This window comes from Dellaglioa sp. BT-FLS60, assembly GCF_054941065.1.
Window position 1 is genome coordinate 24,502 of record NZ_JBSOLI010000027.1, and the last position, 13,785, is coordinate 38,286.

The 13,785-nt window shown below is 35.3% G+C and carries 14 protein-coding genes; 1 reads left to right on the forward strand and 13 read right to left on the reverse strand.

Going from position 1 to position 13,785, the window contains the following annotated elements; translation table 11 throughout:
* Nucleotides 1-810 (reverse strand): glutamate racemase, encoded by an 810-nt coding sequence (gene racE / locus ACVQ8P_RS01485; RefSeq protein ID WP_462297079.1) that lies wholly within the window; start codon nt 808-810, stop codon nt 1-3.
* Between the two features lie 161 nt (nt 811-971).
* On the opposite strand from racE, the gene ACVQ8P_RS01490 reads away from it, so the two are divergent.
* Nucleotides 972-1,460: a YslB family protein gene (locus ACVQ8P_RS01490; RefSeq protein WP_462297080.1), complete on the forward strand. Its 489-nt coding sequence runs from the start codon at nt 972-974 to the stop codon at nt 1,458-1,460.
* Nucleotides 1,461-1,686: 226 nt separating this feature from the next.
* Here ACVQ8P_RS01490 and trxA read toward each other — a convergent pair whose 3' ends face one another.
* From trxA to dinB, 12 genes are all read right to left on the reverse strand, one after another.
* Complete coding sequence (trxA, locus tag ACVQ8P_RS01495) at nt 1,687-1,998, reverse strand: thioredoxin (protein WP_462297081.1); 312 nt, start codon at nt 1,996-1,998, stop codon at nt 1,687-1,689.
* An 84-nt stretch (nt 1,999-2,082) separates the two neighbouring features.
* On the reverse strand, nt 2,083-4,440 hold the full coding sequence (locus ACVQ8P_RS01500) for an endonuclease MutS2 (RefSeq protein WP_462297082.1): 2,358 nt from the start codon (nt 4,438-4,440) through the stop codon (nt 2,083-2,085).
* Nucleotides 4,441-4,459: 19 nt separating this feature from the next.
* Nucleotides 4,460-4,984 (reverse strand): CvpA family protein, encoded by a 525-nt coding sequence (locus ACVQ8P_RS01505; RefSeq protein WP_462297083.1) that lies wholly within the window; start codon nt 4,982-4,984, stop codon nt 4,460-4,462.
* 4 nt (nt 4,985-4,988) lie between these two features.
* Nucleotides 4,989-5,243, reverse strand: coding sequence for a cell division protein ZapA (zapA, locus tag ACVQ8P_RS01510; RefSeq protein ID WP_462297084.1), 255 nt, complete (start codon nt 5,241-5,243; stop codon nt 4,989-4,991).
* Between the two features lie 144 nt (nt 5,244-5,387).
* Nucleotides 5,388-5,681 carry a DUF1292 domain-containing protein gene (locus tag ACVQ8P_RS01515; protein ID WP_462297085.1) on the reverse strand — a complete coding sequence of 98 codons (294 nt, stop codon included), beginning with the start codon at nt 5,679-5,681 and terminating at the stop codon, nt 5,388-5,390.
* A 14-nt stretch (nt 5,682-5,695) separates the two neighbouring features.
* Complete coding sequence (ruvX, locus tag ACVQ8P_RS01520; protein WP_462297086.1) at nt 5,696-6,130, reverse strand: Holliday junction resolvase RuvX; 435 nt, start codon at nt 6,128-6,130, stop codon at nt 5,696-5,698.
* Between the two features lie 8 nt (nt 6,131-6,138).
* Nucleotides 6,139-6,399 carry an IreB family regulatory phosphoprotein gene (locus ACVQ8P_RS01525; RefSeq protein WP_462297088.1) on the reverse strand — a complete coding sequence of 87 codons (261 nt, stop codon included), beginning with the start codon at nt 6,397-6,399 and terminating at the stop codon, nt 6,139-6,141.
* A gap of 147 nt (nt 6,400-6,546) precedes the next feature.
* Nucleotides 6,547-9,204, reverse strand: coding sequence for an alanine--tRNA ligase (gene alaS / locus ACVQ8P_RS01530; RefSeq protein WP_462297089.1), 2,658 nt, complete (start codon nt 9,202-9,204; stop codon nt 6,547-6,549).
* 275 nt (nt 9,205-9,479) lie between these two features.
* Nucleotides 9,480-10,805: a DEAD/DEAH box helicase gene (locus ACVQ8P_RS01535; protein WP_462297091.1), complete on the reverse strand. Its 1,326-nt coding sequence runs from the start codon at nt 10,803-10,805 to the stop codon at nt 9,480-9,482.
* A 1-nt stretch (nt 10,806) separates the two neighbouring features.
* Entirely contained in the window at nt 10,807-11,760 is a 954-nt protein-coding gene (locus tag ACVQ8P_RS01540) for a DHH family phosphoesterase (RefSeq protein ID WP_462297092.1), read from the reverse strand.
* 15 nt (nt 11,761-11,775) lie between these two features.
* Nucleotides 11,776-12,456 (reverse strand): metal-dependent hydrolase, encoded by a 681-nt coding sequence (locus tag ACVQ8P_RS01545; protein ID WP_462297094.1) that lies wholly within the window; start codon nt 12,454-12,456, stop codon nt 11,776-11,778.
* Nucleotides 12,457-12,517: 61 nt separating this feature from the next.
* Nucleotides 12,518-13,660: a DNA polymerase IV gene (gene dinB / locus ACVQ8P_RS01550; protein WP_462297095.1), complete on the reverse strand. Its 1,143-nt coding sequence runs from the start codon at nt 13,658-13,660 to the stop codon at nt 12,518-12,520.
* Between the last annotated feature and the right edge of the window lie 125 nt (nt 13,661-13,785).

Here is a 13,785-nt window from a genome sequence, read left to right on the forward strand (position 1 = left end):
CTAGTCCCCTTGCCCTAAATGGATTGTTTTAGCGTTAATATTCTCTAAACCTAACCAGCCCGATGCAATTTCGTTAAAATCGCTCGAATCACCAGTTGTATAAAATTCATGTTCAGGTTTTCCGTCACGTTTCGCTGCAATATTAAAATAATCTAAGATTGTTGAAACATCATTAACCGTTTCAGCACCTGAATCAATCAACGTCACGTTATCCCCGACAGCCTTTTGAATAAACGGTCTGAGTAAGGGATAATGGGTACAACCCATAACCAAAGTATCAATATTTTTATCATCAAAGAAAGCCAATGTTTCATTAACAACTCGTTCAGCAATTTCTGATTCATATTGATCACTTTCGACAATTGGTACAAATTTGGGGCAAGGTAAACTGGTCACAAATAAATCAGGATTTTTTTCATGCAATGTATTTTTATAGGCACTACTTTTAATTGTTCCTTCTGTACCAATCACACCAACGCGCTGATTTTTAGATGATTTAATTGCAGCCCTACTCCCAGGCTTTATCACACCAATGACTGGAATCGCTAATTTTTCTCGTAAATCATCCAATGCAGCAGCCGTTGCTGTATTACAAGCAATCACTAACATTTTTATACCTTTACTCAACAAGAAAGAAGTCATCTCCCAAGTAAATTCTAAAACTTGTTCTGAAGGCCTAGGTCCGTATGGCATTCTAGCCGTATCACCTAAATAGTAAATTTTTTCATTGGGTAATTGTTTAAGCGCTTCTTTCACAACGGTTAGCCCACCAACCCCTGAATCGATAAATCCAATTGCTTGATTATTCATTATTATGACCTCTTTTTCAATTACTTATTACTCTTAATTATGACTTGTCTTTACTTAAAATTCAAGTCTAGTCGTTTATCTTTGATTTCTAAAAAATAATATCATCTAATCTCAAATAACGGTATAATGATTACATATAACATATTTAGAGGGAGATCCATATGAAGTCAAATCTAATCGAAAATCTATTATCTGCTGATACAAATGAACTGTTTGCATATGAACTTTTACGTGATAGTTTACTACCAGAAGTTATTGGCACAGATTCAACAATTTTATACTGGGCTGGTAAAAAAATGGCCCGTAATATTAATTTAGCCAACATTACGGATCTTGTGATCTTTTTTGAAAAAGCAAACTGGGGTAAGCTCGAAATTGTTAAAGGAAAAAAAGATAAACAAACATGGTTGCTCTCTGGTGATAGTGTTACTTTCAGACAGAATCAAGTGGAATCAGCAGATTTTAATCTTGAAGCTGGCTTCATTGCTGAAACGATTCAAATTCAAAGTGGCTTTACATCAGAAACGATTATTGAAAATCAAAATAATAAATCTGGTATCTCAATCATTGTTCAAACTGATTTAAAAGATCCTAACTCAGCTGAACCAACAAATCAATTTCATTTTGAATCACCAACTGAAAACGATTAAATTTTAACAATAACAATTAGCGAAAAACTAAATAAAGACCAAATACCGTTTTTTATGGGTATTTGGTCTTTATTTGTGTTTACATTATAAAACATTTCATTTCTTATCCACTTAGTCATAAAGCACCCTTTATATAATTTTGAAAAATTAATAGCCTTATTCAATGATCATTTGACAGCTATCAAAATAACTAAAAAGAAGACTGAAAAATTCAGTCTTCTTTACCTTAAATATATTGTGCTAAAACTTCTTTAACTTGATCTTTTGAGTGATAACCGACGATTGTATCAACAACTTCGCCATCTTTTTTTATCATTAACGTTGGAATACTCATGATACCAAAAGATTGTGCCGTTGCAGGATTTTTATCAATATCCATTTTTGAAAATTTGACCGTATCGCCCATTTCTTGCTCTAACTCTTCAATTGCTGGAGATTGCATCCGACAAGGACCACACCAGGTTGCCCAAAAATCAGTTAATGTAACACCAGAATCGGTCACTGTTTCAAATTCTTTATCTGTAATTGCTTGTACCATTTGAATTCCTCCTTTATTACTTCTATAAATAGCATATCAGAGAAGTCGATACTGTGCCACATATTTGCTTACGAAAAGTAAACTTTATTTAAAGTGGACAATTGTTGCGCCATTACCGCCTGCATTAGGTGCCGCAAATTCAAATGATTTAATGTGTCGATTAGATTTTAAATAATCTGTTATCCCGGTTCTCAGTGCGCCAGTCCCCTTACCATGAACAATCGTAACGGAAGCATACCCAGCAAGTAACACGGAATCAATATATTGATCAACTTGGCTCATTGCATCATCATAACGTTGACCACGAAGATCAAGTGATGCTGAAACACTGGTTGAAGCTGCATTTTTAAAGACAGTGCGATCTTTTTTATCACTTTCAACGTGAACTTTTTGAAGGTCATCTTCGCTAATTTTCATTTTTAAAATGCCAAGTTGAACTTCCCATTCAGTTTTACTCATCTTTTTAACCAAGACACCTTGTTGCCCATATGTTTTGACTAAAACATCATCATTTACATGAAATTCTTGCTTATTTTTAGCACGTCGTAATACTTTATTTTTCTTTAAGGCATCCGTTGGTTGATGCATTTGTGATAATTGTGATTTTGCATCAATTAATTCATGTTCCTTAATCGCCTGTCCTTGAACCATTTGCATTTGACGAATTTCTTTGATAATTTTATCCGCATTTGTTTCAGCATCTGATACAATTTCATTCGCTTTTTCTTTTGCTTTATTCGTCATTGATTCTCTTTGCGTCACAAACTCGCCATATTCTTTAGCAAGATCATCATGCAATTTTGTTGATTCTTCTAGTTGTGCCTTCAAAGCCAAAGCTTCATCTTCTGCTTCTTTGCGTTTACTCATTAAATCTGAAATCATTTCATTTAAATCTTGACTATCCTGATCTGTCAGGCTTTGCGCTTGATCAACAACAGCCGAATCTAATCCAATTTTACGAGAAATATCAAATGCATTACTACGACCAGGAATACCAATTAATAATCGATACGTTGGTTGTAGCGTTTCACTGTCAAATTCCATACTGGCATTGATTGTACCAGCACGGTTGAATCCATAGGCTTTCAACTCAGGATAATGCGTTGTCGCAACTGTATAACTCCCTTTTGCACCAACAGCATCTAAAATCGAAATAGCTAAAGCAGCACCTTCTTGCGGATCCGTCCCAGCACCCAATTCATCAAATAAAACTAATGAACGTTCATTGATATTGGCTAATATAGAGACAATATTCGTCATATGTGCAGAAAATGTACTTAAACTTTGTTCAATAGATTGTTCATCCCCAATATCTGCAAAGATATCTTCGAAAATACCAATCCGACTACCTCCATTTGTAGGAATATTCAACCCAGACTGACCCATCATTTGGATTAATCCCAATGTTTTCAAGGTAATTGTTTTACCACCAGTATTTGGCCCAGTTACAACAATCGCTTGATAGTCTTTACCTAACATAATATCATTGGCGACCACTTTTTTTTCATCTAATAAAGGATGACGTGCTTGTCTTAAAAAAATATCATTTTCGGCACTAATCGCTGGTTCTGTTGCCTTAATTGAGCTCGCATATTGTGCTTTTGCGTTGACGAAATCAAAATGGCCCAAAATATACGCATTTTCCAAAATTTCAGCCGTAAAAGGCGCCAGTAGTTCAGATAATTCTGCCAAAATACGACGTTCTTCATCTGCTTGCGCAAGTTGCTGTTCACGTAAATGGTTATTCATTTCAACAATTGCTTGCGGTTCAATAAACAATGTTTGTCCTGTTGCACTTTGATCATGAACAGCACCACCAAATTGGCCACGATATTCAGCCTTAACAGGAATGACATAACGTTCATTTCTAATGGTAATCAACGTCTCACTTAAATATTTAGCACTTTTTCCACGTGTAAATTCTTGTAATTTTGCTCTAATAGCACTCTCTGAACGCAAAATATTTTGTCGAATACTATGCAATACTGGCGACGCCTCATCAGTAATATGACCATCATTTTCAATAGCTTGATTCAAGCTACGACTAATTTCAGGTAAGCTTTCAAGTTTCTCTATCCAATCATATAATCGCGTTAATTCAATTTCAGAATCATCTAAATCTTTGAAAAACAGTTTTACTTCATTTGTTGTTCGCAACACACGACCAACTGCGGCTAATTCTTTACCATTCAAAGAAGCCCCCATATCAAGGCGTTTCATATGTGGTTTAACATTGACCAATTGTGGCAATGGAATACCACCACGTAACCGTAATATTTTTACGGCATCTTGCGTTTCATCTAACTCTTTTTGTATTTTTTCAATTTCAGCCATCGGCTTCAATGCATTAACCTCATCTTGACCAGACTCAGTTGATATAAATACTTGAATTTGTTGCTTAACTTTTTGATATTCTAATGTTTTTAACCCTTTTTCGTTCATCTCTTAATCCTCCCAACAATTAATCCTTGGATTCATTTGTCACAATCATTTTTTTGGCCATTGTTGGCGTATTCGTTAATATTTTTTGAGCAACAACCGATTCTGAAACAGCTGCATTAATTTTTTCATTCGGCCAAACGGATAGAATGGTTAACCCAATGAAAATAAAAATGAACATCAACACAATCGATAAAAGGCCACCAATTAATGAATTTACTTGATGAATAATCGGTAATTTTGTGATTGAATTGATGACTCTAATAATACTTCTAACGAGTATGCCACCTACAAAGAATAAAACAGCAAATACAATCATCGAATAGAAATTAGTTTGAAGATGATTCGTAATCGTTGTATTATCTGTTGTTGAAAATTTTGGAAAATACCCACCAAGCCAATTAGTAACAGGACTTGTTAAAATACGAGCAAATAAATAGATAGCCACAAAGCCAACTATTCTCAAAAGGGTCAACACTAATCCTTTTTTATAACCACTGAAAAAGGATACGATTAATAAAAAAATAACGACTAAAGAAACGATCATAATATTACTCCTTTACTTGTGCTTCACCATTAATGCTATTTAATTTTTCTTGTAATTTAATTTGATCAGAGACCGCATTAATTGCTACTAACATTGCAGCCTGCTCATCATCAATTTCAGGTAGCATATCTTTCACTGATTGAAATTCATTTTTTACTAATGTTGCTACGGCGTCCATATGCAAGTCTGATTCCGATCCAACAATTGTATACATTTTTTTACCAATTTTTGTTTTATATCTATTTTTTGGTTTTTCCAACGAACACCCTCCTCACATTTAATCATTTAAAAATAATTTTACCACGAATAACGCAAAAGAGATATGCGTATCACGGTACTAGCTGTATAATCTTAAGCAAAATAAAAAAGTTAAACCAATTGGTTCAACTTTTCAAATAACATCCTATTGCATACTTTCGTCTGAAAGGAAGGTATTTAAAACTTCTTCAACCATGTCCCATTCAGCATCATCTTCGATTGGTTCTAAATCACTTTCAGTTGCTTCACCGTTTTCATTAGGATTAAATGAGTAAGCTTGAATTTCAACTTCCTCATCAGCTTCTGAGCCAAGCGGATAAAGCATAATATATGATTTATTGTAATCTTCAGAATTAAATGTGAATAAAACTTCAAAAAGCGTTTCATTACCATCATCATCTACTAATGTAATTTGTTGATTTTCTTCTTCGTTATCCATGTTGTGACCTCACTTTATTCTTTAGTTAATTTGCCTTTACCATCTAAATAGTTCTGTAAAATCAGGCTTGCAGCAACTTTATCAATAACTTTTTTTCTTTTTTTTCTTGATGTATCAGCCTGTTCAACAAGCATACGTTCTGCCTCAACTGTTGTCAACCGTTCATCTTGAAAATCGATTGGTAGGTCAAAAGTTTCAACCAATAACTCACCATACTTCTGTGCAGCTTCAGCACGGGGACCTAATGAGTTGTTCATATTTTTAGGCAATCCAAGCACAAATCCAGTCACTTCATACTCTGCGACCAATTCTTTAACGCGCTCAATTCCAAACTCACTTCTGTCCTCATTGATCCGAATAATCTCAACGCCTTGGGCAGTCCATCCTAACAAATCACTCATTGAAACGCCAACCGTTCTTGAACCAACATCCAAGCCCATTAATCTCATTTAGTTGCCTACTTTTCTTCTGTATTTAAGTAATTTTTAACTAACTCTTCAACAATTTCATCACGTTCATATTTTCTAATTAAGTTACGTGCATCATTAAATCTAGGAATATATGCGGGATCGCCTGATAACAAATAGCCAACAATCTGGTTAATAGGATTATACCCTTTTTCTTCCAGTGCTTGGTACACAGTTACCAAAGTATCATGGACATCTTTTTTATTATTTTCGTCGAAATTGAAGAACATTGTTTTATCTAATGAACTCATAAAGCGACACCCCCGTCTATTTATTACGTTACCTCTATTCTACTAAAAAAAAGCCCATCAGACAATCAAAATAGGCTGATGTAATCAAGCCGTAATATAACAAAAAAGTATTTGTCTATTCAATATAGATAAATACTCCTTTAATTTTTATTTTGTTTGATTTTCTAACCAATTTGTTGCTTCTTTAATTGCAGCAGCTAGACCTGCTGGATTTTTACCACCAGCTTGGGCTAAATCTGGTCGGCCACCACCGCCACCACCAACTAATGGTGCAATTGTCTTAATTAAATCACCGGCTTTTAAGCCTGATTTAATTCCAGCAGCACTAACAGCTGTGATTAAATTAACTTTACCATCATCACTCGTCGTTCCGATAGCTAAAACATCTGATAATTCTTGCGTTTTCCATTGATCAGCAAGTTGACGCAATTGCGACATCCCTGAAACAGAGACTTGTGCCGCAATCAATGTTTTACCATTAATTTCTTGTTTATTCTTAAAAACATCCCCAGCTTGTTGGCTAGCAATTTTATCTTCAAAAGCCTGAATTTGTTGTTCACTTGCCTTCAAAGCACTTTGTAATTGTTTAATCTTTTTAGGCACTTCTACAACTTTGTTTGTTTTCACTTGTTGCGCAGCTGCTTCCAAAAGCTCACTACGTCCATTTAAGAAGTCAAATGCTTCTTTAGACGTTACTGCTTCAATACGACGAACACCGGCACCAACACCAGATTCAGAAATGATTTTAAATAAGCCAATTTCACTGGTATTTGAAACATGCGTTCCACCACAGAATTCAATTGAATAGTCGCCAATTTTAACAACACGCACTACTTTTCCATATTTTTCTGAGAATAACGCAATCGCGCCCATCTTCTTAGCAGATTCAATATCTGTTTCAACCGTTTCGACAGCTAATTCAGCCCAAATTTTGTCATTAACAATTTTTTCGACTTGTTCTAACTGTTTTTCAGAGACGGAACCAACATTTGTAAAATCAAAACGGAGATAAGTAGGTTCAACTAATGAGCCTGCTTGATGCGTATGTTCCCCCAAAACATCTCTTAATGCTTGATCAAGTAAATGCGTAGCGGTATGATTTTTTTCAACTTTTTTATGAAAATCTCGGTTAATTTCTAACTTAACCAATTGCTCTTTTTTCATTGGTGCAAGAACTTTAATTACATGTAAATTTTGGCCATTTGGTGCATGTTGTACATCTTCTACTTCAGCAATCACATGACCTTCAGCGTCTTTAACAGTTCCTTTATCTGCAACTTGTCCACCCATTTCAGCATAAAAAGGTGTTTTAGAGAAAATAACCTGTGCATTATCACCTGGTTTGATAGCATCAACTAACGCGTTATCCACAATTAAATCAACAATTTTGGCATCGTCAACACTAAATTGTGTATAACCAACGTATTCGCTAACTGTTTTAATGTCTGTTAACAGGCCATTTTGAACACCCATTGATTTAGCGTTACCACGCGCAGCACGTGCACGATCCTTCTGTTGTTTCATTTCAGCATCAAAGCCTGCTTGATCCACAGATAGCCCTTCATCTTCAGCGTATTCTTTTGTTAATTCAAATGGAAACCCATAAGTATCATATAACTTGAAGACACCGGCACCAGATAATTCTGATTTATGTTCTTCTTTCGTCGTTAAAATTAAGTTGTTCAATAACTGTAATCCGTCTTTTAATGTTTCATTGAAACGTTCTTCTTCAGAACGAACAATTTTAGAAATATACTCAGATTGTTCCAAAACTTCTGGATAATAATCTTTCATTATATTTCCAACAACGGGCACAAGTTGTGTCAAAAATGAGCCTTCTATCCCTAATTTTTGTCCATGCATAACTGCACGACGAATTAAGCGACGGATAACATAACCACGTCCTTCATTTGAAGGTAAGGCACCATCACCAATTGCGAATGCAATGGCACGAGCATGGTCTGCAATAACTTTAAATGAAATATCATCTTGTGCGTTATCATCATACTTTTTATTATCACTCATTTTTTCAGTCGCATCAATTAATGGCAAAAATAAATCTGTTTCAAAGTTAGTTTTGGCATTTTGGAAAATCGAGACAACACGTTCTAAGCCCATCCCCGTATCAATATTTTGATGAGGTAGTGGTTCATACGTATTTTCAGGGGTGTGGTTAAACTCAGAGAAGACAATATTCCAGACTTCTAAATAGCGTTCATTTTCACCACCAGGATAATTCTCAGGATCATCTTCAGCCAAATTGTTAAAACTTTGTCCACGATCATAAAAAATTTCTGTATCTGGGCCACTAGGTCCTTGACCAATATCCCAAAAATTATCTTCAACTTCTATAAGATGATCTTTTGGTAATTTAACTTCTTCTAACCAAATACGCTTTGCTTCTAAATCTTTTGGGTAAACGGTAACGTATAATTTTTCAGGATCAAATGCAAACCATTTATCACTTGTCAATAATTCCCAAGCCCAATTAATTGCTTCTGGTTTAAAGTAATCACCAATTGAAAAATTACCCAACATTTCAAATAAGGTATGATGACGTGCTGTTTTACCTACATTTTCGATATCATTTGTTCGAATACTTTTTTGAGCATTCGTTATTCTAGGATTTTCTGGTACAACTGATCCATCAAAATATTTTTTCAAAGTTGCAACACCGGAATTAATCCAAAGTAAGGTTGGATCATCTACGGGTAGCAATGAGGCGCTAGGTTCAATTGTATGGCCTTTTTCTTTAAAGAAATCTAAATACATTTGGCGAATTTCAGTACTTGTCATTTTTTTCATAAGTGTGACTTCCCTTCTATTTTTAAGCAAAAAACACCGCTGCGAGTAAGGACGCTTATAGCGCGGTACCACCTTACTTGCAACGATGTTTTAGTCGTTTACCTCTTAAGCTCGATAACGTTGAGTAGACGTCATTCTTTTCATTCACATCACAAGGTAGCTTTTTTAAATAATCATTTCTCTCAGCAAATGAAATGTTTCTGTTAGGCTATTTAAAATTATCCTTGTTTCTAATAAAAATTATATTGAAACCAACTCAAATTGTCAAATTTTGCTTACGATTCTTTACGATTTTGCTTTCTATTAACGCGACGATCCATTTGATCTTTACGTTTGATTGCTTTTTGGATCTTTTTCTTATATCCAGGTTTACGTTTTTTCTTCTCTTTTTTAACCATTCCTTTAATCACAGGAGCTAAAGGATTTTTTGCTTGTTTACGATTTTCACGACGATTACGATCATAAGAATCAACGATTTCGCCTTTTTTAATATCTTTAGGCGCAAATTTAATACCCATTGCTTCTAATTCAGCAATTTTATTTTCTTCATTTGGTCCATACAATGTCATGGCAATCCCACTTAGGCCATTACGGCCAGTACGACCAACACGGTGAATAAAGAATTCCAAATCGTTTGGAATATCATCATTGATAACATGTGAGACCCCTTCAATATCAATGCCTCGAGCAGCTAAATCAGTTGCTACAACGTATTGATAATCCAAGTTCTGAACTTCTTTCATCACACGTTTACGTTCACGAGCTGGCACGTCACCATGAATCTTGGCAACTTTTAAATCCTTACTACGTAAATAATCAACAATCTCATCCACTCGCGTTTTTGTATTCGCAAAAATAAGCGCAATATAAGGTTGACCCATCGTAATTAATTGATAAATAATTTCATTACGATCATGACTCTTTGTTGGAATTATCCAATTTTCAATGGTATCGCTAATCACTGACTTAGCCGCAATTTCTTCGACAACTGGATTCTTCATGTATTTCTTTAAGAATGGTTGTAATTTTTGCGGAATCGTTGCTGAAAAGACCATCATTTGAAGATCAGAAGGTAATGCAGATGCAATTTGATCTGTTTCTTTTAAGAAACCTAAATCAAGAGTCATATCTGCTTCATCCACAACTAAAGTTGATGCATTGTGAATATCTAAAGCATTACTACTCATTAAATCGGCAATACGTCCTGGTGTCCCAATAACGATTTGTGGCTGTCTTCTGCTTAATTTATCAATTTGACGTTGTTTATCCGTTCCACCAACATAATTTTGAATATGAATGGGTTCAGGACTAAATTCTGCCAATTGTTTAGCAGCTTCATAAATTTGGTAAGCAAGTTCACGACTTGGTGTTGTGATAACTGCTTGAACCGTGTTGTTTGATACATCAATTTGGTTAAAAATTGGTAATAAGAAAGTATGTGTTTTACCACTACCTGTTTGAGATTGTCCCACAACGCTTTTTCCCTTTAAAATAACGGGAATCAAACGTTGCTGAACTTCTGTTGGTACATCGAAATGAATGGCTTCAATCGCTTTTAAAAGATACGATTGCAGTCCAAAATTTTTAAAATTTTCTGGCATCTTATTCTCCCGTATATGTTCTAGCTAAATCATCAAGTGATTTAACTATTTCTTCGTACTCTGCTTGGTCTTTGGCTCTTGCACCACTGGCCATGGGATGTCCACCGCCATCATGTGCTTTTGCTAATTGGTTGATTACTGGCCCTTTTGAGCGTAATCGAACACGGTAGCTACCATCCTTTTGCTGTACAAAAATTGCCCAGCATTGAACTTCAATTATTTTACCTGGTAACGGTACAATTTGAGATGAACCAGCATCGCCCAACTCTATTGAATCAAGATAGTCATGCGTTAATATCACGTATGCAGCCTTATGCTCTGTAATCACTAAATTATCATAGACATATCCTGATAATTTAGCGACACCCGCCGTAATATTATCCATCTTTTGATTAATTTTAGTTGTTGAAAAATTATGTGTCATTAAATCAGAAACAACTTGCATCGTATGTGCTGTCGTTGCTGAATACATAAAACGACCCGTATCACCAACAATGCCAGCATATAACATTCTAGCTGCATCATCAGTAACCGTTAAGCCGCCATCAACTTGGTCAACTAAATCCATAACTAATTCGGAACTACTTGATGCATTGGTTTTTACCCAAACCAAGTCCCCATACACATCCTCATTTGGATGATGATCTAATTTAATCAGATAAGCACCTGATGTATAGCGATCATCTTCAATTCTTGGCCGATTAGCTGTATCGATGACAATTACAAGTGCCTCTTGATACGTTTCATCAGGAATTTCATCCTGATGACTAATCCATGCTAATCCAGCTGAAGGGGTTCCCACTTGATACACCTTTTTATCAGGAAAACTAGCACGAATAATTGCTGCTAGACCTGATTGAGAGCCAATTGCATCAGGGTCCGGACTTTGATGTCGATGAATAATAATCGTCTCAAACTGTTTGATTTTCTTTAAAATTTCTAGCTCAATTTTCACTTAAACGACTCCTTCTTAAAACTCGAATGGCACATCAATCTCGGGAATAATCCCAACACCATCATTCAATAATTGAACAAATTCAACAGGGTTTTGTTCAATTCTGGCAAACGTATTGTAATGTATTGGGACAACTTTTTTTGCTTGAACGAATTCAGCTGCAATTGCTGCATCCTCTATCCCCATTGTGTATGCGTCACCAATAGGTAAAAATGCTAAATCAACAGGTTGCATGTGATTAACTAATTTCATGTCTGAAAATAAAGCGGTATCTCCGGCATGGTAAAGAACCTTACCATCAACATGCAATTCAAATCCTGCAGCAACACCTAATGTTCTAGGCTTCCCGTTGATTACGAGTGCAGCAGTATGCCACGCAGGGACAAGCTTCACTGAACCAAATGGTAGTTTAAGTTGCCCACCAAAATTCAAAGGTTCAACAGTTAAGCCTTCTCCTTTAAAATAAGTCGCTAAATCAGTAATTGCAATTACCGTAGCGTTTGATTTTTTAGCCAATTCAATTGTATCACCAACGTGGTCCGCATGTGCATGCGTCACCAAAATATAGTCTGGATTTAATTCTTCAACAGTCGTTTTAACTAATGGATTATCTTTAATAAATGGATCAATTAAAATCGTTATCTTGTCATTAGTAAGAATTTGAACACTTGATTGTCCAAGCCATGTTATTTTCATAATTAATTAGTCTTCTTTCGTTTCCAAAGCTGCTCTTAAGTATAACGGTTATTGTGGGCAATTACAAAGACTGATTTGGCACTTTTTTTTCAAATAATGGTAGCTTCATATTCTCAAAACCTATCGGTGCTAAATTTGTCATTGTTAAGCCAAGTAATCGAATCCCTTTTTCTGCACCCAAAATTTCGTCAAAAATCTGTCGGCCATAAAAATAAATGGTTGGTGCATCATTACGGATAAATTCATCGAGCGTTAATCTTTTAGTGAGCGTCGTAAAATCTTGATAGCGAACTTTAATAACTAATGTCTTGCCATGCTTTTGCTGCTTGTTCAAGGTTTCAGAAACCAAATGTGCAATAGTTCTAAGTTGCGTTTCAACCTCATCAGTTGTCATTAAGAGCTTGCCATATGTTCGTTCACTACCAATTGATTTTCGCTCTCGTTGCCACTCAACGGGCCGGTCATCCACGCCACGTACCCTTTTATATAAGAAATAACCTAATTTACCAAATTGTTGAATTAATTCAACTTCGGATTTTTCTAGCAATTCTTTTCCAGTAAGAATCCCTTGATCAATCATTTTAGGTGCCGTTTTTTTCCCGACACCTCTAAATTTGCCAATTGGTAATTCAGATAAAAACGGAATGACATCTTCAGGCAGAATTAACGTCATACCTGCCGGTTTATTATAATCTGATGCTAATTTAGCCAAAAATTTATTGTATGAAACACCTGTTGAACAGGTTAAACGTAATTTTTGATAGATTTCTCTTTGAATCATGTGTGCTGCTTGGATAGCGCTTTTTAGGCCCTTTTTATTTTGTGTAATATCAAGGTAAGCTTCATCAAAAGCAATTGGCTCAATCATTTCGGTATATTCATGAAATATGGCATGGAGTTGACTTGAAACTTCTTTGTATAAAGTAAAATTAGGTGGTTGAAAAATGACCTTAGGACAAATCTCATAGGCTTCTTGAGCTGCCATTGCGGAATGAATTCCTAGTTTTCTTGCCTCATAGTTTGCCGTAGCTACGACGCCACGACCACCATTTTTTCTTGGATCATGGGCGATAACTAATGGCTTTCCAATAAATTCAGGGTGTTCACGTTCTTCAATTGAGGCATAAAAAGCATCCATATCAACATGGATAATTTTCCTTTTTAATAATTTTTCGTCTATTGTAATACCGTTTAATTCAGCCATCAGTCTCACCCCTTTCTTAGTCTATTTTACACGAACACACGTTCTTTTTCAATCTGATTATTTTTTATTATCTATCCACTCGTTTCAAACCCATCATATAAAAAAATAACGCCTCGATTAACATC

Excerpts from the sequence above, each read along its gene's own strand:
- ACVQ8P_RS01505 (WP_462297083.1), bottom strand. The coding sequence starts at position 4,984 with ATGATCGTTTCTTTAGTCGTTATTTTTTTATTAATCGTATCCTTTTTC.
- ruvX (WP_462297086.1), bottom strand. The coding sequence starts at position 6,130 with ATGAGATTAATGGGCTTGGATGTTGGTTCAAGAACGGTTGGCGTTTCA.
- ACVQ8P_RS01545 (WP_462297094.1), bottom strand. The coding sequence starts at position 12,456 with ATGAAAATAACATGGCTTGGACAATCAAGTGTTCAAATTCTTACTAAT.
- ACVQ8P_RS01490 (WP_462297080.1), top strand. The coding sequence starts at position 972 with ATGAAGTCAAATCTAATCGAAAATCTATTATCTGCTGATACAAATGAA.
- ACVQ8P_RS01525 (WP_462297088.1), bottom strand. The coding sequence starts at position 6,399 with ATGAGTTCATTAGATAAAACAATGTTCTTCAATTTCGACGAAAATAAT.
- trxA (WP_462297081.1), bottom strand. The coding sequence starts at position 1,998 with ATGGTACAAGCAATTACAGATAAAGAATTTGAAACAGTGACCGATTCT.
- dinB (WP_462297095.1), bottom strand. The coding sequence starts at position 13,660 with ATGGCTGAATTAAACGGTATTACAATAGACGAAAAATTATTAAAAAGG.
- racE (WP_462297079.1), bottom strand. The coding sequence starts at position 810 with ATGAATAATCAAGCAATTGGATTTATCGATTCAGGGGTTGGTGGGCTA.
- ACVQ8P_RS01535 (WP_462297091.1), bottom strand. The coding sequence starts at position 10,805 with ATGCCAGAAAATTTTAAAAATTTTGGACTGCAATCGTATCTTTTAAAA.
- ACVQ8P_RS01500 (WP_462297082.1), bottom strand. The coding sequence starts at position 4,440 with ATGAACGAAAAAGGGTTAAAAACATTAGAATATCAAAAAGTTAAGCAA.
- alaS (WP_462297089.1), bottom strand. The coding sequence starts at position 9,204 with ATGAAAAAAATGACAAGTACTGAAATTCGCCAAATGTATTTAGATTTC.
- ACVQ8P_RS01515 (WP_462297085.1), bottom strand. The coding sequence starts at position 5,681 with ATGGATAACGAAGAAGAAAATCAACAAATTACATTAGTAGATGATGAT.